Source organism: Acidobacteriota bacterium, assembly GCA_034211275.1.
Taxonomy (GTDB): domain Bacteria; phylum Acidobacteriota; class Thermoanaerobaculia; order Multivoradales; family JAHZIX01; genus JAGQSE01.
Genome location: JAXHTF010000001.1, coordinates 22,868 through 45,307 on the forward strand (window position 1 = coordinate 22,868; position 22,440 = coordinate 45,307).

At 68.0% G+C, this 22,440-nt stretch carries 16 protein-coding genes; 2 read left to right on the forward strand and 14 right to left on the reverse strand.

Annotated elements, in window-relative coordinates; all coding sequences use genetic code 11:
* Nucleotides 1-11 precede the first annotated feature (11 nt).
* Entirely contained in the window at nucleotides 12-866 is an 855-nt protein-coding gene (locus SX243_00115; protein ID MDY7091351.1) for a metallophosphoesterase, read from the forward strand.
* Between the two features lie 153 nt (nucleotides 867-1,019).
* On the opposite strand, the gene SX243_00120 is transcribed toward SX243_00115, so the two are convergent.
* The 13 genes from SX243_00120 to SX243_00180 form a co-directional block, all read right to left on the reverse strand.
* Complete coding sequence (locus tag SX243_00120) at nucleotides 1,020-2,174, reverse strand: homogentisate 1,2-dioxygenase (GenBank protein ID MDY7091352.1); 1,155 nt, start codon at nucleotides 2,172-2,174, stop codon at nucleotides 1,020-1,022.
* Nucleotides 2,175-2,253: 79 nt separating this feature from the next.
* Nucleotides 2,254-3,342 (reverse strand): 4-hydroxyphenylpyruvate dioxygenase, encoded by a 1,089-nt coding sequence (hppD, locus tag SX243_00125; protein ID MDY7091353.1) that lies wholly within the window; start codon nucleotides 3,340-3,342, stop codon nucleotides 2,254-2,256.
* Between the two features lie 172 nt (nucleotides 3,343-3,514).
* A complete protein-coding gene (locus SX243_00130; protein MDY7091354.1) occupies nucleotides 3,515-5,581 on the reverse strand; it encodes an acetoacetate--CoA ligase in 2,067 nt (688 codons plus the stop codon).
* Between the two features lie 41 nt (nucleotides 5,582-5,622).
* Complete coding sequence (gene fahA, locus SX243_00135) at nucleotides 5,623-6,930, reverse strand: fumarylacetoacetase (GenBank protein ID MDY7091355.1); 1,308 nt, start codon at nucleotides 6,928-6,930, stop codon at nucleotides 5,623-5,625.
* Complete coding sequence (locus SX243_00140) at nucleotides 6,927-7,817, reverse strand: hypothetical protein (protein MDY7091356.1); 891 nt, start codon at nucleotides 7,815-7,817, stop codon at nucleotides 6,927-6,929. Before SX243_00140 ends, fahA begins: the two co-directional genes overlap by 4 nt.
* A 384-nt stretch (nucleotides 7,818-8,201) precedes the next feature.
* Entirely contained in the window at nucleotides 8,202-10,532 is a 2,331-nt protein-coding gene (locus SX243_00145) for a PEGA domain-containing protein (GenBank protein MDY7091357.1), read from the reverse strand.
* Between the two features lie 26 nt (nucleotides 10,533-10,558).
* Nucleotides 10,559-12,079, reverse strand: coding sequence for a tetratricopeptide repeat protein (locus SX243_00150; protein ID MDY7091358.1), 1,521 nt, complete (start codon nucleotides 12,077-12,079; stop codon nucleotides 10,559-10,561).
* A gap of 109 nt (nucleotides 12,080-12,188) precedes the next feature.
* Nucleotides 12,189-13,064: a hypothetical protein gene (locus tag SX243_00155; GenBank protein MDY7091359.1), complete on the reverse strand. Its 876-nt coding sequence runs from the start codon at nucleotides 13,062-13,064 to the stop codon at nucleotides 12,189-12,191.
* Nucleotides 13,061-14,149, reverse strand: a complete 1,089-nt coding sequence (locus SX243_00160; GenBank protein ID MDY7091360.1) for an ABC transporter ATP-binding protein — start codon at nucleotides 14,147-14,149, stop codon at nucleotides 13,061-13,063. The genes SX243_00155 and SX243_00160 overlap by 4 nt, the downstream gene beginning before the upstream one ends.
* Nucleotides 14,146-15,015: a hypothetical protein gene (locus tag SX243_00165; protein ID MDY7091361.1), complete on the reverse strand. Its 870-nt coding sequence runs from the start codon at nucleotides 15,013-15,015 to the stop codon at nucleotides 14,146-14,148. The genes SX243_00160 and SX243_00165 overlap by 4 nt, the downstream gene beginning before the upstream one ends.
* Nucleotides 15,002-15,934 carry an ABC transporter ATP-binding protein gene (locus SX243_00170; protein ID MDY7091362.1) on the reverse strand — a complete coding sequence of 311 codons (933 nt, stop codon included), beginning with the start codon at nucleotides 15,932-15,934 and terminating at the stop codon, nucleotides 15,002-15,004. Before SX243_00170 ends, SX243_00165 begins: the two co-directional genes overlap by 14 nt.
* 69 nt (nucleotides 15,935-16,003) lie before the next feature.
* Nucleotides 16,004-18,781 carry a FecR domain-containing protein gene (locus tag SX243_00175; GenBank protein ID MDY7091363.1) on the reverse strand — a complete coding sequence of 926 codons (2,778 nt, stop codon included), beginning with the start codon at nucleotides 18,779-18,781 and terminating at the stop codon, nucleotides 16,004-16,006.
* Nucleotides 18,778-19,338 (reverse strand): RNA polymerase sigma factor, encoded by a 561-nt coding sequence (locus SX243_00180; GenBank protein MDY7091364.1) that lies wholly within the window; start codon nucleotides 19,336-19,338, stop codon nucleotides 18,778-18,780. The genes SX243_00175 and SX243_00180 overlap by 4 nt, the downstream gene beginning before the upstream one ends.
* A 222-nt stretch (nucleotides 19,339-19,560) precedes the next feature.
* Between SX243_00180 and SX243_00185 the strand changes: the two genes are divergently transcribed.
* Entirely contained in the window at nucleotides 19,561-20,466 is a 906-nt protein-coding gene (locus SX243_00185; GenBank protein ID MDY7091365.1) for a hypothetical protein, read from the forward strand.
* Nucleotides 20,467-20,533: 67 nt separating this feature from the next.
* On the opposite strand, the gene argS is transcribed toward SX243_00185, so the two are convergent.
* On the reverse strand, nucleotides 20,534-22,291 hold the full coding sequence (gene argS, locus SX243_00190) for an arginine--tRNA ligase (GenBank protein MDY7091366.1): 1,758 nt from the start codon (nucleotides 22,289-22,291) through the stop codon (nucleotides 20,534-20,536).
* Nucleotides 22,292-22,440 lie beyond the last annotated feature (149 nt).

Here is a 22,440-nt window from a genome sequence, read left to right on the forward strand (position 1 = left end):
GCCGGTTGTCCATGAAGCTCTGGGCCATCAGCGATCTGCACATCGCCAACCGCTCCAACCGCGAAGCGCTCACGGAGATGCCCGCCTTTCCGGAGGACTGGCTGATCATCGCCGGCGACGTGGGGGAAACGGAAGGCCAGCTGCGCTTCGCCCTCTCGGAGCTCAGCTCGCGCTTCCGGCAGTTGGTGTGGGTGCCGGGAAACCACGACCTGTGGTCCCTGCACCACGATCCGTCGCCGCTCCGAGGGGAAGAGAAGTACCGCCGGCTGGTGGACATCTGCCGCAGCTTCGGCGTGCTCACTCCGGAGGATCCCTACGCCCGCTGGCCAGGGGTGACGGAGGACGGACGCTCCTACCGCATCGCGCCCCTCTTCCTGCTCTATGACTACAGCTTCCGGCCGCCGGAGGTGGCGGCGGACGAGGCGGTGGATTGGGCGGCGGAGTCGGGGGTCCTGTGCGGTGACGAGATCCTGCTCCACCCCGACCCCTTTCCTTCCCGCCCCGCCTGGTGTGCGGCGCGGGTGCGCTACACCAGCGAGCGGCTGGCCCAGGCAGCCACCGACGGTGCCCACCTGATCCTGATCAGCCACTGGCCTCTACGCCAGGATCTGGTACGGCTGCGGCGTATTCCGCGCTTTTCCATCTGGTGCGGGACCCGGGAGTCGGAGGACTGGCACCGCCGCTTCCCGGTGGCGGCGGTGATCTACGGCCACCTGCACATCAAGGGCACCCACTTCCGCGACGGCGTGCGCTTCGAGGAGGTCTCTTTGGGCTACCCCCGGGATTGGGTGCGCAGCCGCGGTGTCTCCCACTATCTGCGCCAAATCCTCCCCGCCCCCGACACCTGGCTCGACGGGACCCGCTGACTCTCTACCAACCAGCACCGAAGCCAAGCCGCTGTTCAGCGTGCGTCAGATCGTCGCAGCGCAGGAGCGAGGCGCGGAGGCGTACCCACGGTACGCCGCACAAGCCGAGACGAGGAGCACGCGGCGAGATGGCGTGCGATGGGCAGCGGCTGGCTACTCGAGCCAGCTGGTGACGTACGTCTCATCCTCCACCGCCAGCAGCGGCTTGGCCACGTGCAGCGGCCGGAAGGTGTCGAACATCACCGCCAGCTCGTCGGTGCCCTTCTGGCCGATGGAGGCCTCGGCGCGGCCCGGATGGGGGCCGTGGGGCAAGCCGTCGGGGTGCAGGGTGAGGGATCCGTACTCGATGCCCTTGCGGCTCATGAACTCCGAGGAGGCATAGTAGAGCACTTCGTCGGACATGACGTTGGAGTGGTTGTAGGGCGCCGGCACCGCCTCGGGATCGAAGTCGTAGGGCCGGGGGCAGAACGAGCAGATCACGAAACCATCGCCCTCGAAGGTCTGATGGATCGGGGGCGGCAGATGGAACCGGCCCACCCGCGGCTCGAAGTCGTGGATGTTGAGGGCCCACGGATAGTAATAGCCGTCCCACCCCACCACGTCGAAAGGATGATGGGCGAGGGTCATGGAGGTCAGCGAATCGTATTGCTTGACCACCACCTGGAACTCACCGGTCTCGTCGTGGACCTGGAGCTCCTGGGGCAGGCGCAGATCGCGCTCGCTGAAGGGCGAATCCTCGGTCAGCTGGCCGTGCTCGTTGCGATAGCGCTTGGGCACCCGGATATAGCCGGCACTCTCCAGAATCAGCAGCCGCACCGCGCCTTCGGCATAGCGATAGCGGTGGGTGATGTTGCGCGGGATCACCAGGTAGTCGCCGGGCTGGAAGGGCAGGTCGCCGAATTGGGATTCCAGCACGCCCTCGCCCTCGGCGACATAGACCACCTCGTCGCCCTGAGAGTTGCGATAGAAGAAATCGTCCTCGCGGTCCGGGGCCACCAAATACGACGCCAGGTCGCGGTTGAACATCAGCGGCACCCGGTCGAGCACGGCGCTGCCGCCGAGATCGAGGCGGTGACCGCGGAAATGACGATGGCGGAGGGGCGGATCCCCCGCCTTCTCCAAGGCGACGGACTTGAGGGTCTCCACCTTCTTCACCTGGGTCGGCGGCCGCAGGTGATAGAGCAACGAGGAGATGCCGACGAAGCCCTTGTTCCCCATCAGCTGCTCCGGATAGAGACTGCCGTCGGGTTGGCGGAAAATGGCGTGTCGCTTCCTGGGGATCTTTCCCAGGCGATGATAGATGGGCATTAGATGGCTCCTTTCTCGGCGGCTCGATCAGCGACGAAGGGTCGAAGAGGTTTGGCGGCTGGGGCGGGGCGGCGCCGGCTCACAGATTGCCGCGCACGCTCTGCTCGCGCTCGATGGCCTCGAACAAAGCCTTGAAGTTGCCCTTGCCGAAGCCGCGGCTGCCCTTGCGCTGAATGAACTCGAAGAACACCGTCGGGCGGTCTTCCACCGGCTTGGTGAACAGCTGCAGCAGATACCCTTCTTCGTCCCGATCCACCAGGATCCCCAAACGGCGCACCGCATCCGACTCCTCGTCGATCTCGCCGACGCGGCTGGGCAGGTCCTCGTAGTAGGTATCGGGCACGTTGAGGAACTCGACCCCGCGGTCGCGCAGCTCGCCGACGGTCTGCAGGATGTCGTCGGTGAGCAACGCCACGTGCTGCACCCCGGGGCCACCGTTGTACTCCAGATATTCGTCGATCTGACTCTTCTTCTTGCCCGCCGCGGGCTCGTTGATGGGAAATTTGATCGCGTAATCATTGTCGGACATCACGATGCTCATCAGAGCGCTGTATTCCGTGGAGATGTCCTTGTCGTCGAAGGTGATGTAGCGCTCGAAGCCCAGCACCCGGCTGTACCAATCGGCCCAATACTGCATCTTGCCCAGCTCGACATTGCCGACGATGTGGTCGACGCGGCGGATGCCCACGGACTCCGCGGGGATCGGCCGCAGCTCGAAGCCGGGCAGGAACGGGCCGTCATAGTTTTCGAACGAGAGCAGCGAATGGATGGTGTCGCCATAGGTTTTGATGGCGGCGCGGCGCACCACTCCGTGCTCGTCCTTGAGATCGTAGGGCTCGATGGCGGTCTCGGCGCCGCGCTTGAGGGCCTCGCGATAGGCGTGGTCGGCGTCCTCCACCTGGAAGGCGATGTCGCGCACACCGTCCCCGTGCTTGGCGATGAATGCGTTCATCGGGCTCTCGGGCTTCAACGGCGAGCTGAACACGAAGGTGGCGTCGTTCTGGCGCAACGCATAGGAGGTGTCGTGGCGAATTCCGGTTTCCAGGCCGGCGTAGCCGAGCTGGGAAAAGCCGAAGACCTGCCGGTAGTAGAAACCCGCCTGCTTGGCGTTTCCTACCCAGAATTCGACGTGATGGATCTTCTTGAGTCCTAGGGGGTTGTCGTTCATCGTAGACCTCCTGGTTGTATCCCCATCCGCGGGGCCCGCGGCGGAGTCGAACGAAACAGCGGTTGGCCGGCCCCCGGCAGAACGCGTGCGAATGGCTGACAGGTGATTGTACCAAGACGCGGATCCAGAATCCCAGATCCGTCGCAGCTCGGCCGCCACCGTCAGCGGTGATTTAGTCCTTCAGCTCGGGCAGGTCCCGGAAGAGCTCCAGGGCCTGCGGGTTGGCGAGAGCGTCGGTATTCTTCACCGGCTCGCCGTGGATCACGTTGCGTACCGCCAGCTCGGAAATCTTGCCGCTGATGGTGCGCGGAATGTCGGCCACCGCCAGGATCTTCGCCGGCACGTGGCGCGGCGTGGCGTTGGCCCGGATGTGACGACGGATGCGCTCTCGGAGCTCGTCGTCCAGCTCATGTCCCGGCCGCAGGCGGACGAAGAGGACGATACGTACGTCCCCCTGCCAGCGCTGCCCCACCACCAGGCTCTCGAGGACCTCGTCCAGGGCCTCCACCTGACGGTAGATTTCCGCGGTGCCGATGCGCACTCCGCCGGGGTTGAGGGTGGCGTCGGAGCGGCCGTAGATGATCAGCCCGCCCCGGGGTGTCAGCTCCACCCAATCGCCGTGGCGCCAGATGCCGGGATAAAAATCGAAGTAGGCGCTGCGGTAGCGCTCGCCGTCGGGATCATTCCAGAACGCCACCGGCATGGAGGGGAAGGCCTGGGTGCACACCAGCTCACCTTTTTCTCCCACCAGCGGCTCGCCGTCGGGATCGAAGACCTGCACCGCCATGCCCAGGCCGCGCACCTGGAGCTCGCCGCGGTAGACCGGCCCGGTGGGATTGCCCAAAGCGAAGCAGGAAACCAGGTCGGTGCCGCCGGAGATGGAGGCCAGACAGACGTCCGGGGCGACCTCCCGGTAGACGTAATCGTAGCTCTCCGGCGCCAGCGGCGAGCCGGTGGAGAGGATGGTGCGCAGGGGCCCCAGGTCGTGAGTCTCCGACGGTTTCAGCCCCTCCTTCTCCGCCAAGGCCAGGAATTTGGCACTGGTGCCGAAGACCGTCATCCCCTCCTCCTGAGCCAGGTCGAAGAGGATTGCCTTGCGCTCGGCGGGCAGCGGCGAGCCGTCATAGAGCAGCACCGTCGCCCCCACCGCCAGGCTGCTGACCAGCCAATTCCACATCATCCACCCGCAGGTAGTGTAGTAGAAGATCTTGTCCTCGCGGCGCAGATCGGTGTGCAGCACCAATTCCTTGAGGTGCTGGAGCAGGGTCCCCCCGGCGCCGTGGACCATGCATTTGGGCAGCCCCGTGGTGCCGGAGGAGTAGAGGATGTAGAGCGGGTGATCGAAGGGCAACTGGGCGAAGCTCAGAGGATTCTGATCATCGAGGGCGGCCTCGTCGGCGAGGAAGTCTTGGTATAGGCAGACGCCGCCGGAGGAACCCCCGAGAGACGAGGAGCCTTCGAGAGAAAGACTTTCTAGGTCACTAGCGAGATCCGAGGACTCCCTCAGATGGGGCACCATCACCACCACCACCAGTGACGGCAACTTCTCCACCACCGCCCGCACTCGCGGTAGGACGTCGATCTCCTTGCCCGACCAGACGTAGCCGTCGGCGGCGAAGAGCACCTTGGGCTCGATCTGGCCGAAGCGGTCCAGCACGCCGTCGATGCCGAAGTCCGGCGAGCAGGAGGACCACACCGCCCCCAGGCTGGAGGCGGCGAGCATGGCGATGATCGCTTCCGGCAAATTGGGCAAAAAGCCCGCTACCCGGTCTCCCGGCTCCACCCCCAGGGCCGCCAGGGAGACCGCCACCCGGGCCACTTCTCGACGCAGCTCCCGATAGGTCAGGCGCCGCTGGGGGCCAGCCTCGGTCCAGGAGACCAGCGCCGGGTGGTCGTCGTCGAAGCGCAGCAGGTTCTCGGCGAAGCTCAGCCGCGCGCCATCGAACCAGCGGGCGCCGGGCATCTTGGCCGGGTCGTCCAGCACCCGCTCCCATCGGTGGCTGGCCACCACTTGGCAGTAGTCCCACACCGCCGGCCAGAAGCTCTCGGGCTCGGCCACGGACCACTGGTAGAGGGCATCGTAATCCCCTACCCGGGCCAGGCCCTGGCGCTCCAGGCAGGCCATGAAGTCCACCAGGTTGGAGGCGGCGACGCGCTCCGGCGACGGCCGCCACACCGGCTCCGGCTCGGAGGCCGGCGGGCCGGCGGAGGGTCCGCTGGTATTGGGGTTGTCGACCATACGAGCGTCTCCTCAGCGACCCGCTCTGCTCATCGTCCAGGTCATCGCCCGATGATTTGGCCCCGGCATTCGCCGAAGCCGATGCGGACGTAATCGTCGCGCTCGCAGTAGCCGCGCAGGATCACCTCGTCGCCGTCCTCGAGGAATTTGCGCGTCTCGCCGCCGGGCAACTCCAGCGGCTCGGCACCGCGCCAGGTGAGCTCCAGCAGACAGCCGCGGTTGTGCCGCTCGGGGCCGGAGACGGTGCCGCTGGCCAGCAGGTCGCCGGGGTGCAGGTCGCAACCGTTGCTGGTGTGGTGGGTGATCATCTGCGCCGGGGTCCAGTAGAGATCTTTGAAGAAGCCGTGGGAGAGGCGCACCGGGTCGTGGCCGGCCTTGCGCATGGCCTCGGTCTGGAGCCACACCTCCACCTGCAGGTCGAAGCCGCCGTAGCGCTGGTTCGCGTCGCTGTGCAAATACTCCAGAGGGCTGGGGTCGTCCCCGGGCCGCTGGAAGGCCGGCACCCGGAAGGGCGCCAGCGCCTCGGCGGTGACCACCCAAGGAGAAACGGAGGTGGCGAAGCTCTTGGCCAGGAAGGGCCCCAGGGGCTGATACTCCCAGGCCTGGATGTCGCGGGCGGACCAATCGTTGACCAGACACAAGCCCACCAAGTGGTCCTCCGCCTCATCGAGGCTCACGCTCTCCCCCAGCGCATTGCCAGGGCCGATGAAGATTCCCACTTCCATCTCGTAGTCGAGGAGCTTGGAGGAACCGAAGCCCGGGCCCTCCTCTCCCTTGAGCTGCCCCTCGGGCCGGCGCACCGGCGTGCCGCTGACCAAGAGCGACGAGGCACGCCCGTGATAGCCGATGGGGATGTGCTTGTAGTTGGGCAACAGCGGGTTGTCGGGCCGGAACATGGAACCAACGTTGGTGGCATGGTGCACGGAGGCATAGAAGTCGGTGTAGTCGCCGACCCGGGCGGGCATGAGCATGCGCACGGCGTCCTGATCGAAGAGCGCCTTCTCGGCGAGCTCCCGATGCTCGCCTTCGGCGTCGTGCTTCAGAAGCTCCACCAGCCGCCCCCGCAGGGCCTTCCGCTGATCGGCGGTGAGGGCCATGAGGTCGTTGAGGCGATGGGCTCGGCAAGCCTCCGCGGCATCGAGCAATTTGAACAACCCGGCCTCGCTGCAGGCCCGTAGATCGAGCACCTGGTCACCGATGGCAACGCCCACCCGACCCTCGCTTGCGCCGGGGGGAACGAAGACGCCGAAGGGCAGGTTCTGGATGGGAAAATCCGTCTCGGGCTGGTTGGCGGATTCCACCCAGCTGTGCAGCAGCGGATTGTGGGTATGGTCGGCAGTATGGTTCATAGCCAGGTCAGTCCTCGCAAGTCGTCGATCGGTTCGGTAAAAGAGCACGAGCCGTAGGAACGGCAGAAGCTTTGGCGCGCCTCGACGAGCTGGGCGGTGGTGATCCGGGCGTCGTGCCATTGGGCACCTTCATCGTCGAAGCAGAAGGCCATAGAGTCGCATTCCACCAGCAGGCGCGAGACGTCCTCCGGCGCCAGCGTGCCGGCGTGGAGCAGAGCCGCGGCCAGGAAGAGGTTGGCGAAGCCGTACATGGTGGCGCAGGGGCTATCGTCTTCGTAGGTCAGCCGGTAGCGGCCGCAGATCGGATGGTGCAGGCCGGCGGTGGCCTTGAAGGGGATGCCGGCGGCGCGGCAGGCTGCAAAGAAGGCCTGAACCTCCGCCGGCCGCGGGAAGGCCTCGGCGGTGACGCCTCCGGTGCGGATCTTGGCTCGCCCCCGGGTCCCCGCCAACGCCTCCACGATGGGCTGGAACTCTTCGCCGGCGGCGGCCTCGAAGAAGAGCTCCCACTCTTCGGGCATGAGCTGCAGAGCCCTCTCCACCTCCTCCGGGCTCGCCACCCGAATTTCGAGGGAGGAGACGGTCAGGCCGGTCTCGTCCCGGCGCTGGTCGAATCTCATCAACGCCTCGGCGGCCGCCGCATCCGGCGGCGCCAGGACGCTCAGCGGCCAGGGCTCTTCCCCGTCCGCAGAAGAGCTTTCCTCAACCGCCTGCTCGAGCTCTTCCAGCCGCGCCAGGGGCACGACAAAGCGCCCCAACATCCACGCGTCCTCTCCACCGCGGTAGGCGGCGTAGTTGTCCACCGATGGCTGCATGGGCAGCTGGGCCGGTGGAAAAAGGCCGGCATAATCGATCAGGCCGGCGAGCATGGCGCGCAAAGATTTCGTCATTCAGATCTCCCGTGGGTCTGCTCGCGGACGCGAGCCCCAACCAGTATAACGGCACCCCCCCTCATCGCCGCAAACTGTTGTAAAGCCCAAGCTTGAGACCCCCGCCCCTTCACCTCAGCTAGCGACTCCACTCCCGGTCGCTAGCACCCCAAAGCTGGATCAACCACTTCCGGTATGAGTGGGCTGCGGGTTTCGAGGATGGGCGTCTTCGCCCACCGCAGAACCCGACGGCCCACGCCCACGGGTTCATCGGCCCCCTGCTGAACGAAGGAGCGTGAGGTGAAGGAATTTCAGCAAGTCGGGCAAAGCTCAATTAGGGCCCGGCAACGCGGGGGCGGAGGCCCCCTGGTGAACCAAGAATGAAAAAGGGAAAAAGGAGGAAAATCAGCCCCCACCGCTCAGCTGCGCCCGGGCACGGGGCGCAACGCGGGGGCCGTCGTTGTGGAAGAGGCGGGCGCCTTCTTGGGCGGCGGCGCGTTGGAGGGCGCCTTGGGCTTGGGCGGCGTAGTCGGGCCCGAGGGCGCGGAGAGCTACGGCTAGCCAATAGTCGACCGTCCCCTGACCGAGCCCGGAGCCCGTGGGAGCCTCGATGCCCCGCAACACCTTCACCGCCTCTTCGTAGTCCCGGCCGTGGAGATAGACCGCCGCCTGGTTGAGCTCGATGAGCCACGGGGCGGTGCCGTCCAGGGGGTCGGAGGCCAGGGCGGTGAGGAAGGCGGAGATGGAGGCGTAGATCAAGTCCGGAGAATCCAGCGGCACCACCGCCGGGGTGATGCCCAGGCGCAGGTCGACGGTTCTCGTCTCCGTGCCCCGGAGCACCGTCACGCTCAGGCTCGAGCCCTCCGGCTGCTCCGCCAAGCGTTCCATCAACGCCGCAGCGGTGCCCGGCGTCTCACCGGAGAGTGCCAGGATCTCGTCCCCGGGGGCCAGGCCGCTGGAAGCAGCGGGGCCGCCGGAGGTGACCGAAGCCACCACCGGACCCTGGGCGGCGGCGCTGTCTACCAGGAGCGCGCCCAGCCAGGGACGCTGCAGCTCCACCGGCTGGTCGAAGCCCTCGATCACCTGCGCCACCGCCTCCGGGCGATGGGTGGGGATGCGCCGGTGGTCGGGAAGGGCCGGCGCCGGAGAGGCGGGGAGGAACCACAGGTCCGCGTGGGAGGCCAGCAGATCGTCGGAGAGCACCGCCAGAGCGTAGACGGAACCCGGGTAACGCCGCTCCATGGCCTGGCGGACCTGGTCCCAACGCACCGTCGAGCGGCCCGCCGCCGCGGCGGGGCCGGTGGCGGCGCGGAGCACCGAGGCGTTAAGCTCCGGGCGAGCGAGCAAATCGCTGCTCTCCTCCGAACGGTCCAGGAAGAGCCAACGCTCCAGCTGTGAGCCGGCTTCGGCGAGGGCAGTGCGCAGCTTGCCACCGGCGACGCCGTCGCCGCCCACGACGCCCACCAGCACCAGCGCCGGCCGCAGATCCAAAGCGACTTCTTTCTCCTCGCCATCGCCGACGGTGACGCGAGTCTCGAAGACTCCGGCAGCGGCGTCGGAAACCACCAGGCGATGCTCACCAGGAGCCAGATCGAGGCGCCCACCGCCGCCCCCCAGGGGCAGCGGCCGGACCACCTCGCCGTCCAACTCCACCGTCGCTCCCGGCGGCAGGCTGCGCAGCACCAGCGTGCCGCGCTCGCGCTCCAAGATCATCACCCCGGCGTCGTAGTCTCGCAGCTCCGGCACCGACACCGACACCCGGTACGGGCGATAGCCTTCGCGGCTCAGCTCCAGGCGATGATCGCCGGGGGTCAGGTCACCGATGCGCAAAGGCGCAGACAGCTCGCTCCGCGGATAGCGGGAGGCCGCCGGCGGCACCGGATAGCCCGGCGGCAGCGTGCCCTGGGTGACCCCCACCGGCTGCCCGTCGACCCGCACCTCGACGTCCGACGGACGGGTCACCAGCCGCAGCATGGCGCTGTTGCGTTCGAGCTCCAGATTGAGCGGTACGGTGCGCCCCCCGGGCACTTCCACCTGCATCACGATGTCGGCGTAGCCGGGGCGCTTGGCGGTGATGGTGCGGGTGCCGGCGGCCACCGGCAGCTCTCCGGAAGACGGGTCTACCCGCCGCGAGTCCACCAACACCCGGGCATCCTGCGGCGTCACCGTCAGGTTGAGGCGGCCGAGGGATGAACGACGCAGCGCGATGTAGCGGTTGGCGAAGTTGGCGTCGATGCCCTGGGAGGGCATCTCGAAAGCGGGATTTTGCGCCAGGATGCGCACCAGGTCCTGGTCGGCTCCGGCGCTGTCTCCCCGGGCGTCCAAGGCGCGGGCGCGCAAGAGCAGGCTCGACTCCAGCCGCGCGCGATCCCGCACCAGCGTGTCCGAAGGGGTCGCCGGCACGCCGTCGGGAAGCTCTGCCAGAGCGCCCTCGGCCTCGCCGACGCGGGTTTCGAGGATGCGCACCAAAGCGTTGGCGAGCTCCAGGACGGCGGGGCCGGCGGGGTCGTTGCGGAAAGCCTCCTGGGCCGCCCGATAACGCTGCGCCAGCTCTTCGGCGGTGAGGCGGTCGTAGGCGATCTCGGTGTAGCTCTCCGGTGGCAGGTCCTGCTCCTCGATCTGCGCCACGGCGGCCGGCAGCACGAGCAGCGCGAGCAGCAGCGTCGAGACGAGCACCAAAGCTCGGGCGCCTCGTAGCCTTGGGAGGGTCATCGAAAAGTGGGTGTCGTCGTGCATCGGGATCCTCATTCCGCTTCTACCCCTCATTCCACGACCACCAACGTGCTCAACTTGCCGTCCACCACCAGCACCCGGCCGGCGCCGTCCACCGCCAGGTCCAGGGGATTGCGCAGCTCCAATCCTCCGGGCAGCTGGGGACCGAGGGTCGCCATCAGCTGGCCGTCCGGCTGGTAGATGGAGATGCGGCCGGCGTCGCGGTCGAGGACGTAGAGATTGCCCAGATCGTCGACGTCCAACGCCTGGGGCTTGCGCCCGAGATCGCGAACGATCACCCCCAGGGAAGTGCCGTCGGGGCTGAAGCGCTCGACCTGAGAGCTCTTGCCGTCGAGCACGTAGATGCGGCCCTGGGCATCGCGGGCGACGTCCACCGGTTCGCCCTCCGCCAGGGTGGCCAGATAGCGGCCGGCGGGGATGAAGACCAGCACCCGGTCGCTCTGCTCGTCGAGCAAATACCACTGGCCCAGACGGCCGCGGCGACCGGCGGCGAGGTCCTTCACCGGCTCCATCTTCCTGCCCCGGGGTGCCATGAAGCTTTGGGAAGAACGATCCGTGAGCCGGCTGACGGCGTCGCCGGAGGGCAGATAGACCTCACCGTCCTGCCACCAGGGGCGCCCCGGCTCGGTGAGCTCCAGGCGATCTTCCAACGAGCCATCGGGAGCCAGGCGGTACACCGTATCGCTACCGCGATCGCCCACCACGACGGTGCCGTCGGGAGCCGCCGCCACGCCCACCGGTTTGCGCAACTCGATGCCGGGCACCGCCAGGGGGCGCGCCCGCCGCCACGAGGGCAACCCGGCGGTGGGCCGGATCTGTACTCGATGAAGGAGGGTCAACCGCTGACGCGCCAGCAGGGCCTCGGGAGCGACACCGGACTCCGCCGCCCGCTGCAGCTCGGCGCTGGCGGCGACCCAATCACCGTTGGCCAGCAAAACTTTCGCCAACCCCAGCCGCGCCCGCGCCGTCCACGGGCCGGCGACCTCGTCCTCCAGAGCCTGGATGAAGGCGGCAGCGGCATCCCCGGGCTGGCCCAGGTCGAGACTGATCTCCCCCACCAGGACTCGCGCTTCGGCGCGCCAGGAGAGCTCCGGATAGCTGTCCCGGCCGTAGAGCAGCGGCAGGCGGCGCAGCACCGCCCGGGCCGCCTCCAGATCACCAGGGCCGGTGGGGCGCTCCGCCAGCATGCGCCCCTGGAGCACATAGGCCGCCGCCGACCACGGCGAACGCGGGCGGCGGGCCACCAGCTCGTCGATGGCCTGGCGGGCGGGGATCACATTGCCCTGGCGGTAGAGCACCTCGGCGAGGGAGTAGTGGGCCTCGGCGGAAGCCTCGGACTCGGGGAAGCGATCCACCAGCAGGCGATACTCCCGGAGCGCCGCCTCCAGATCACCGCGCCGTTCCAGGCGCTGAGCCTCCACCAGCAGCCGCCGGGCGGCGGCATCGTCCGAGGAAGCGCCCTGGGCGCTGACGAAAACCGGCAACAGAACCAGGGCCATGCACCAGAGCACGGCGATACCTGCGAAGGACAGAGGGGCGGGGGTGCGCAACCATCGACTCATGGTTGTGCATGATACCCGCTTTGCGGGCGGGGAAACGAACCGGGGCCTGGGAGATCCGTGGATGAGGACCTTCCGGACCGCAGACGGGCGTTGCGGCTCAATCGTCGGAGTAGGTGATCTCCATCCGCCGGATGCGCAGCGCCGCCGCCGCCACCGCCACCCCCGCCACCAGCAGCAGCCCCGGGATCGCCACCCACGGCGACGCCAGATCCGAAAGCACCACGAAGGGCCCGGCGCTGATCTTCACCGGCAACAACGAGGACAGGTAGTAGATGACGCTCACCTGCTTGAGCAGCGCCGGCAGGAAGGGATTCAGCAGCTCCCAGGCGAAGAGCGCCAACGCCGGGATCACCGGGTTGCGGAAGAACAGGCCGGCGAGCATGAACACCGCCCCGTAGCCGACGCAGGCGAGGACCGTGATGCCGGAGTAGGCGAAGAGCTGGCCAACGGCACCGGAGGGCAGACCGGAACCGGAGAAGGGCAGCACCGCGAGGAGAAAGCTGGCGGCGGTGGAGAGGGAGAGCACCAGCGCCGTGGCGGTAAGGCCGGCGAGGAACTTCGCCACCACCAGCAGCTCGCGGCGCACCGGGCACAGGAAGTAATAGTGCAGGCTGCGGTCCATGAGGTCGCCGCGGAAGAGCTGGACGAAGACCACCAGGCAGCTGGCGAAGATGGCCACCTTGAGGAAGTAGACGCGGTAGAGGCCGGCGAAGAGCCCGATTCCGTCCACCTGTTGGGCGGCTTCGTTGCCGAACATCGGTACCAGCACCGCCTGCAGGATCAGCAGGCCCACCGGCAACGCCGCCAGGAGCAGGAGCGGAATCACCCGCGCACCGAGCAGGTTCTTGCGCACTTCCAGCCGCAGGATGCCCCACAGCTGAGCCTGCCAGCGGGCGGCGGCTCGGGGCGGAGCGAGCTCGATGCCCGCCAGCTCCTCCGCGGTGCCGCCGGCGTTGTGAGCCTCGGTGTTCATCCCTTGCCTCCCCGTTCGCCGATCAAATACTCATACAGTGCGTGCACGTCGGCGTCCGCCGGCGCCACCGCCTCGACCTGCACCTGTTGCTCCACCACGATGCGGTTGAGCAACAGGTGCAGCCGGTCGGCGTTGCGGGTGCTGACCACCAGGCCGCCGCGGTCCTGGTGCAGCTGGACCCCCACCGCCTGGCCATCGCCGAAGACCGCGGCGGCCACCACCTCCGGCCGGTCGCAACGGATCAGCACCTGTAGGGGCCGGTCGTCCATCTCGTCCCGCACGCCCTCCACCTCACCTTCCGCCACCACATAGCCGTGATCCAGCAGCACCACCCGGTCGGAAACCATGTCCAGCTCGTGGAGGATGTGGCTCGAGATGATCAGGAAGCTGCCGGCGTCCCGCAGCTCCTGGAAGAGGGCGATGACCTCCGCCCGGGCCATGGGATCGAGACCGTTGAGGGGCTCGTCGAGGATCAAGATCTCCGGATCGTGGGCGATGGCGTTGGCGAGCTTGATGCGCTGGCGCATGCCCTTGCTATAGCCCGCCACCTTGCGGTTGCCGGCCTCGGTGAGCCCCACCCGGGCCAGAGCCCGCTCCGCCCGGCGCTGGGCCTCGGCGTTGCCGTGGCCGTGAATGCGCAGGAAGGAGGTGAGGAATTGGCGCCCGGTCATGCCCTTGGGAAAGGCGTCGAACTGGCTGCAATAGCCCACCCTGTGGAAGAGCCGCTCCGGATGGTCGGGGGTGATGCCCAGCAGCTCCACGCGCCCGCGGGTGGGTCGCAGCAAACCGGTCATCAGGTTCATCAGGGTGCTCTTGCCCGAACCGTTGGGCCCCACCAGGCCGGTGATCCCCGGTGGCAGCACCAGGTTCACCCGGTTGACCCCCAGGACCTCGCCGTAGAAGCGCGAGACGTTCTCGAAGACGATGCTTTGGGAGCGCTCCTCCGCCCCCAGCCGGGGTGGTTTGCGCAGGGGCTCAACCACGGGCGGCTCGACGACGGGAGCGCCGGTGGGCGTCTCCCCGGAGGAAGCCTCCGCCGCTGAGCTGTCGGCGAGGGTGGGATCCGACTTGGAGTTCTCGTTCATCGCACCACCTCATAGGCCCGCACCTTGCGCACCAACAACAGGGCGCAGAGAGCACTGACGGCGATCAGGGAGAGCGCGCCGGCCCACGCCGGCAGACCGCTGACGGAGGAGGTGCGCAGCAGCGCTGACCACACCGCATCGACGCTGGCGGGCAGGCTCAACAGATCGCCCCAGGGTGTGTCCATGGCGCGGCTGAAGATCAGATTGACCACCGCCGCCACCGCGATGGAGACGAAGTAGTAAGCGAAGAGGGTGAGCCGGGCCAGGGCTTTCTGCTGCAGCCAGGCGGAGATGGCCAGCCCCAGCAGGATCAGCAGCACCAGGAAGAGCCCGCAGGCGACGAGCAGGTTGAGGGGCAGCCAGGCGAAGCGCCCCGCCCAACCGTCCTCCAAATAGGCCTGGAGCACCCACAGACCGAGCAGCGGGATCCAGGTCAGCACCGACAGCAACACCACCAGCACCGACGCCTTGCCGAGCAGGTATTCCAGGCGCGAGAACGGCCGGCTGAGGTAGAGGGGCAGGGCGTTGTTGCGCAGGTCTGCGGACATCAAGGCCGGCGCCACGAAGAGGGTGACGAAGAAGGCCAGAGAGCCCTGGCTGTGAAGCAGGGCGTCGAAAAAGCGCTCGTCAATGACCAGCAAATCCGCGATCTGGAGGTTGAAGGTCTGGAGGAAGGACGCGTTGTACCGCAGGTAGATCACCAACGCGCCGATGACCGGCGGCACCAGACTGAGGATGAAGAACGCCAGGAAGAGGCGCGAGGCGAAGACGGTGCGAAACGCGTAGCGGGGGATCACCAGGAAGCGCGCCAGCGGCTCGGTCAGCTCCCCGTCGAAGCGTTTGTAGCCGCGATCATAGACCGCCATCGCCGCCTCCTTCCATGGCCTTCAAGAAGATGTCCTCCAGCGAGTCGCGCTTGTAGACCAGCCGCCGCAGCTGCACCGACTGCTCCTCGGCGATGCGATAGAGGTCGTGCACCTCGACACCGTTGGCGAGCACCATCTTGAGCCGCCGCGGGCCGTGCTGGGCGCTCTCCACCCCCAGCCGCGCAGCAGCAGCGGCGAAGGAGTCGCGGTCGCCGCGGACCTCCAGCTCGAGGAAGCTGCGGTTGGTGCGCCGCTCCTCCTCCAGGTTGCAGTAGGCGGCGATGTGACCCTGGCGCAGGATCAACACCTCGTCGCAGCATTCCTCCACGTCCCGCAGCAGATGGGACGAGAACACCAGCCGCACCTCGCCGCCGTCCCGCAGATCGCGGATCAGGCTCAGCATGCGTTGCCGGGCCGGCGGATCGAGACCGTTGGTGGGCTCGTCGAGGAAGAGCAGCCGCGGCCCGTGGACCAGCGCTTGGGCCAGCTTGGCGCGCTGCTTCATGCCCAGGGAGTAGCTCTCCATGGGGCGGTAGCGGGCTTCCCCCAGGCCGACGTAGAACATCGCCTCGTGGGCTCGCTCCAATGCCGCCTGGGAGGGCAGACCGCTGAGCTCCGCCATCAGCCGCACGAAGTGCACGCCGGTCATGCCGGCGATAAAAGCGTCGCGCTCGGGCATGTAGCCGAGCATCTGGCGCACCGTCTTGGGCTCCCGCACCACGTCGTGGCCGAAGATGCGGGCGCTGCCGGAAGCTGGAGCGTGAAAGCCCAGGAGGGTGTGGATGAGGGTGGTCTTGCCCGCACCGTTGGGGCCCAGCAAGCCGATGGCGCGGCCCGACAAGGCCCCGGTGAGGCCCTGCAGCACCTCCTGGGAGCCGAGGCGGACGCGCAGGTCGTGTAGCTCGATGACCGAATCCATGACAGACATTACCGCGCACCCGGCGGCGGTGTTTCAACCGCCGCCGGTTTCCTCCTCTCGCTGATGTTCTTAGGCGTGGGGACCGGAGGCTGCCGCGCTCGCCGCAGCCGTACCGGTGGGCGCCGACTGCGCCGCCGCGTCGGCGGCGAAGAGATCGAGGCCGAGGGCCCCGGCGGCGCCCAGCAGGCTCGAGAGGTAATCCCCCTCGGTGTCGCTGACCAGCACGATGCGGTCCTCCTCACCGTAGGCGCAGGCGAGGGTCGCCGGGGTGTCCGCCACCAGCTCCTCGAGGGTCTGGCGCTGCTCCGGCGACAGATTCTCCGTACCGCCGTTCCACAGCTGGGCCAGGGGCCCGAGCACGGGCTGGAGGTTCTGGTAAGTGAGGGCCGAGAAATTGGCATGGCCGTCGGACGGAAGCAGGTTGCTGAAGCGTGGGGACGAAGCCAGAGTATAGCCGCTATCCCGATACCCCACCGCGTGCTCGATGAGCGGACGGCTGGGCGCCGCCACCATGTAGCCGTCGACGTAGGCGTAGTGCAGATCCAGGGGGTCGGAGCCGCCGGTGGCACCGGCGGTGCCGTGGAGCCGGTAGTAGACCTGCCCACCGACGGTCTCCTGATCGAGGGTCAGCGCGATCATCGGCTCGCCGTTGACGGAGCCGATGCCGCGGGCTTCCGCCACCAGCCGCTCCAACGTGGTCTGCAGGCGGGCGGCGTCGTAGACCTCCAGCACCAGCTTCCAGGACGGCTCCGGCAGCAGCGGCCCGTCGAGGGCGAAGGCGAATTCGCCGCCCAGCGGTTCGGCGAGATCCGCCATCACGTCGATGCCGTGGCTCCGCTCCAGGTTCTGCAGCTGTTCCATGAGATCGATGCCCTGGGCGCCGAGCATGCGGCTGACGTCCTCGAGCATGGCGGCCGGATTCTTCACCAGCGCCGCCGACGCCAGGTGAGCGTCCGGCGAGACGAAGTCCAGGGAGGCCATGGGAGCCGGCGCCGCCAGCCAGGAAGCGAGGCCCTGGCGGGGGCCGCCGAAGGAGAGCACCGCCCGGTGGCGCATGTGGTCGTTGAGCTCCCGCCGGCGCTCCAGCACCAGGGTCTCAACATCGAGGATCCCGGCGCTGGCGAGGGCCGGCTGGTCCTCCGCGTCGGTGCGCTGGATCAGCACCCCCATGTCGGCGGCCACCAACCAGTCGGCGCCGTCGGCGTAGACCTGGCTCAGAGTCTGGTGCAGTTGGGTTCCGGAGAAGGCCGAGGCTCCATCCTGCAGGTCGAGGAGCAGGTCGCGGTGAGAAGCCACCGCCAGCAGCCCGTCGTGGACCCACACCAGCAGCCTCTCCGCCTCGTCGGCGGGGAGCGCCGCCGGGTCTTCCACCAACACCACCGGGATTTCGCTACCGGGGGCCGAATCCTGAGCCTGCAGAATCTCGGCCTCGAAGATCGAGAGCAGGGCCTGGGGATCGAGGGCCTCGGCGAGGATCAGCATGCGCGGAGAGTCGTCTTCGCCGGTGCCATCACCGGGAACAGCGGTCACCGCCACCACCACCTCGTCCCCCAGCTGCTCGCTGACATCCGCCAACCGCTGCAGGCCCTCGGCGAGCTCTTCATGATCCTCTCCCAGGCTCTGCTGCCACCAGCGGGCCAGCGCCGGGCTGGTGGCCACTCGCTGCTCGATGATCTGGTACGCCTGCTGCAGATCGCCGCCGACGTTGGGCAGGCCGGCGTAGACCACGGTATCGCCGGGCACCCGGTCGAGGAACGCCGAGGCGTGACGCAGGCCGCGCCGCGGCAGGGCGTCGTCGATCTCCCGGCCCAGGTCCTTGAGCTCGCGCAGCAACGCCAGGTATTCATCGACGTTGCGACTCCAGGCCACCTCGTCCGCCACCGGCACCGGTGCCAGGCTGGGATGGGTAGCGATCTGATCGCCGGCGGTGAGGACGGCGTTGCGGGCGCCGTAGCCGACCTTCACCGCGCCCTCCACCACCGAGACTCGGGAGCCCTTGGTGCCGTGGTTGACCGCGAAGATGGTGCCGGTCACCGACACCAGGCAGTCGTCGGTGGCGACGAAGAGGTTGCCGGAACCCTGGGGCGCCGCCTCGACGATGACGTTGCCCCGGGACAGCCGCACGGTAGTGCCGGCGCGCCGGCGCTGTACCTGGATTTCGGAGCGCGGCGCGAGCTCGAGCTCCGAGCCGTCCGCCAACCGCAACACCGCCTCGGTATCCCGGGCGGTGCGCAGAACGGTGCCGTAGGGAACCTCCTGACCGGTGCTCACCGGCAGGTAGCCGTCGCGGGTGAGCTGGAAGAGCTGGCCGTCCAGCTGCGCCACCACCGCCGGCTCGCCCCAGGGTAGGGGAACGATGCCCAGCACCGCCCACAGCGCCCAGCCGAGGCCGACGGTGACCGCCACCATCGCCGCCCAACGGAGCCAGGGGGAACGGCTCTCGGAACGCTTCGCGGGCTGCGGCTCCGCAGCCTCGCCCTCTCCAAGAGCGCGGGAGCGCGCCGCCTGGAGAGCCCGGCGGCAGGGGATGCAGCCGCGGGCGTGGTCCTCCAGGAGCAGTGCCCGGGAGGGCGACAGGTCGCCGTGCAAATAATCGGGGATGAACGCCTGGAAGTCGTCGCAGCCGCTGAGGGCGACGGCGTCTTCCGAGGCGTCTTCGGCATGCGCCACCCCTCCCGGCTGGCGGGCGGCGAGCTCGCGGTCCAACTCTCGCGACAAGCGCCGGCGCACCCGCGCTGCCGCCTGCTCCAGCTCCGCCGATCCCAGGCGCTCGTCCCGCAGGGCTTCGATGCCCTGGTCGAGAAGCTCGTCCAAACGCTGCTCGGACAGTCCGTGATGGTTGCTCATGAGGCCTCTCCTACGTATTCACCCAGCTCCCGGCGCATCTGCTCCCGTACACGGTGGAGGGTGACCCCCACGGCGTTTTGGGTGGTGCCGAGCATGCTGGCGATCTCTTTGTTGCCATAACCTTCGAGGAATCGGAGGACGAAAATCTCTGCCGAGCGCGGGCTCAAAGTGGCCAGGGCTCGGCGCAGCTGCAAGCCCAGCTCGCTGCCCAACCCTTGTTGTTGCGGACTCGGCCGGGGATCCGCCGGCGGCGCCGGCTGGTCGTCCAGAGGTACCGCCCGCTGACGTTTGCGCCGGCGCAAAATGTCCAGCGCGGCATTCACCGCCGCGCGCCGCATGTAGGGTCCCAGATCCTCCGGGGCTCCCGGCGGCGCCTTGCCCAGCAGCCGCAGGAAGACCGTCTGCAGGGCATCCTCGGCGTCCGAGGCGCTCCCGGTGACGCGATAGGCCGCATGGGCCGCGCGCTCGTGGTGTAGCTCGAAAATTCGGTGGAGCGTCTGGGACGCCGCGGCCCCCGGGTCGAGGCCGGCGGGGTTCGAAGAGATGTCTTTGGGCATGGCTTGCAACGGTTTCGTCCTCCTCATGGCTTAATACGAGGCGGCTCGGCACTTCTTAACAAGCCGTCTCGCCCGATGGGAGGATTTCTCGGCTGAAGGAATTCTGCATCAGCCTTGCACAGTTGTTCCAGAGTGCCTAGCAGCCCCGGGAGACCGCCGAGGTAAACTCCCCGGGGCGAGGCCGCGGCTGCCGATGCACCGCGGCGACGAAGGGAGTCACCCATGGCCGCGCAAAATTCGACCTCCAAGACCTGCCTGGTGCTGGCCACCGGCTGCGGCTGCCTGATGCTGCTGGTGGCGGCGTTGGTGGCGGGATTGGCCTTTTGGGGCGTGCAGACCGCCAAACAGACCATCGAGAGTCTGGAAGATCCCGCAGCCCAGGCGGACCGGGCGCGGGATCTGCTGGGAGCGGAGGAGCTGCCGGAGGGATACCACGCGGCCATCGCCCTGGAGATTCCCTGGGTCATGCGCATGACCATCCTCAGCGACGGCGAGCTTCCCGAGCCGCCAGCTCCGGAGCTGCCGCCGGAAGCGCCGCCAGCCCCCGAGGCCCCCGCACCGCACGAGCCGCCCACCGACGAGGGCCCCATCGACGAGAGCCCAGTCGACGAGCCTCTACCGCCGGAGGCCCCACCGGAAGCTCCAGCGACGGAAATCGAGGTCGAGACCGACGACTCCACCGAGGGCGAGCTGATCGAAGCGACGGACGGCGAGCACGTCTTCCTCTTCTTCGAATTCCTCGCCGGCGCCCAGGCGGCCATGAGCCCGGAAGACCGCCGCATCGTCACCGACTTCTTCACCGGCACCCGCGACGATCTGCAAGCCCTGGAGGACAACGGCGTCCAGGTCGACCTGCGGGAAGTGCTGCGCCGCGGCTCCCTTTCCGCCGCCGGCGCCGAGCTGCTCTACGTGGTGGGCATCGGCGATCTCGACGAGATGCGCCGCCGCGAGGAGCTCCTAGCTCTCTTCCTCGCCGAATGCCCTCAGGACCACCGGATGCGCATCGCCATCTGGAGCGGTCCCTTCCCGGAGACCATCGGTGCGGACGACGCACCGGTGCTCACCGGCACGGTGGGGGACGAGGCGAAGATGGTGCCCTTCCTCGGTCACTTTGACTTCTGTCGGTGAGGGATTTCTGTCGGTGAGAATGGCCACACGCGTGGCGTGCCTCTGCTGCTGACGAAGGCTCCGAGCGCTACATATGCTCCGGGCACTCGATGCCCAGCAGCCCCAGGCCCCGGCGGATCACCTGGGCGGTCATGCGGCACAGCTCCAGCCGCGCCGCCACCAGCTCCGGCGTCTCCGCCTGCAGCACCGGCACCTGGTTGTAGAACGAGCTGAAATCCCGCGCCAGGGCGATGAGATAGGTGGCCACCAGGTGCGGGAAGCGCCCCTGGACGGCGGCGGCCACAGCCTCCGGGAATCGCGCCAGCGCCTTCACCAGCTCCACCTCCGACGGCTCCCCCAACAGATCCGGATCCGCCTCCCCGAGACCCTCCGGCGCCTTGCGCAGCATGGAGAGAGTGCGCACGTAGGCGTATTGGAGGTAGGGCGCCGAATCCCCCTGGAGGTTGAGCATCTTGTCCCAGTCGAAGAGCACGTCCTTGGTGCGAGTCTGGGATAGATCCGCCCACTTCACCGCGCCGATGCCCACCATGCGGGCGATGGTGGCCTTCTCGTCGTCGGAGAGCTCGCGATCCTCGAGCACCGCCTCGGCTCGGGAAATGGCCTCGTCGAGAACGTCTTCGAGGAAGATCACCCGCCCCTTGCGAGTGGACATGCGGCCCTTGGGCAGACGGATCAGGCCGAAGGGCACGTGCTCGCATTGGGCACCGTAGCCGAGTAGCTCCGCCGCCTGGAAGAGCTGCTGGAAGTACAGCCGCTGCTCGCCGCCGACCACGTAGAGGATGGCTTCCGGCGCCCAATGCTCGACCCGGTATTTGATCGTGGCGAGGTCGCGGGTGGCGTAGAGGGAGGTGCCGTCGCTCTTGCGAACCAGGAGCGGCGTTTCGATGCCGTGCTCCGCCAAGGGGATGATGGCCACCCGCTCCGGCTCGGCGCTGGCGGATTCTTCGGGACCGTCGCCGACGGCGGTGCGCGGCGCCAGCTCGCTCCACTCCGCCAGGCCTTTGTCGAAGGCTTCGTCCACCACGTCGTCCAGCTGGTCGTTGTAGAAACTCTCCCCCAGGACCTCGTCGAAGCGTACTCCCAGCAGATCGTAGACCCGCTGGAACTCGGTCCAGCTGACCTCCCGGAACCACTCCCACAGCTCCCGGGCCTTTTCGTCCCCCTCCTCCAGCCGGCGGAACCAGGCCCGCGCCTCGTCCTCCATGGCCGGGTTGTCCTGGGCCTCCTCGTGAAAACGCACATAGAGGGCCAAGAGCTCGCGGATGGGCTCCTGGGCTACCTTCTCCCGGTCGCCCCAGACTTCGAATGCGTAGAGCAGCTTGCCGAATTGGGTGCCCCAATCACCGATGTGGTTGTCCCCCACCACCTTGAAACCGAGAAATTCATGCAGATTGACCAGCGCCTGACCGATGACCGTCGAGCGCAGGTGGCCGACGGAGAACGGCTTGGCGATATTCGGCGAGGAGAAATCCACCACCACCGTGCGGCCGGCGCCCTCCGCCGAGCCGCCGTAGTCGGCTCCGCGCTGGGCGAAGTCGGCGAAGACTCCGCGAGTGAAGGCGTCGTCCGCCAGCTTGAAATTGACGAAGCCGCCGGTGGCGGTGACCGCCGCCAGCAGGGTGCCCTCCAGGTCGAGGCCGTCGGCGAGCTCCTGAGCGAGGGCGGCGGGGTTGACACCGCGCTGCTTGGCGATGGGGAAGATCGGCACCGCCAGGTCGGCGTCGACGTTGGGCGGCGCGCTCTTGCTGTCGAGGACTTCGGTACCGGTGGCCTTCGCCAACAGGTCGGCGATCTCTTGCTTGGCCTTCTCTAGGGCGTAGGGCATCGGAACGATCCTTCCGTCGTTGGGGAGGGGTCTTGAGCGTTCGGGGAACGGCCCGGCGGGGACCGACGGCGAATCCTACTACAGACCGCCTCCCCGGCTCAGAACCTCGGCGGTCAGGTAGTGTCCTAGTTTGAATTCCGCGAAGACTC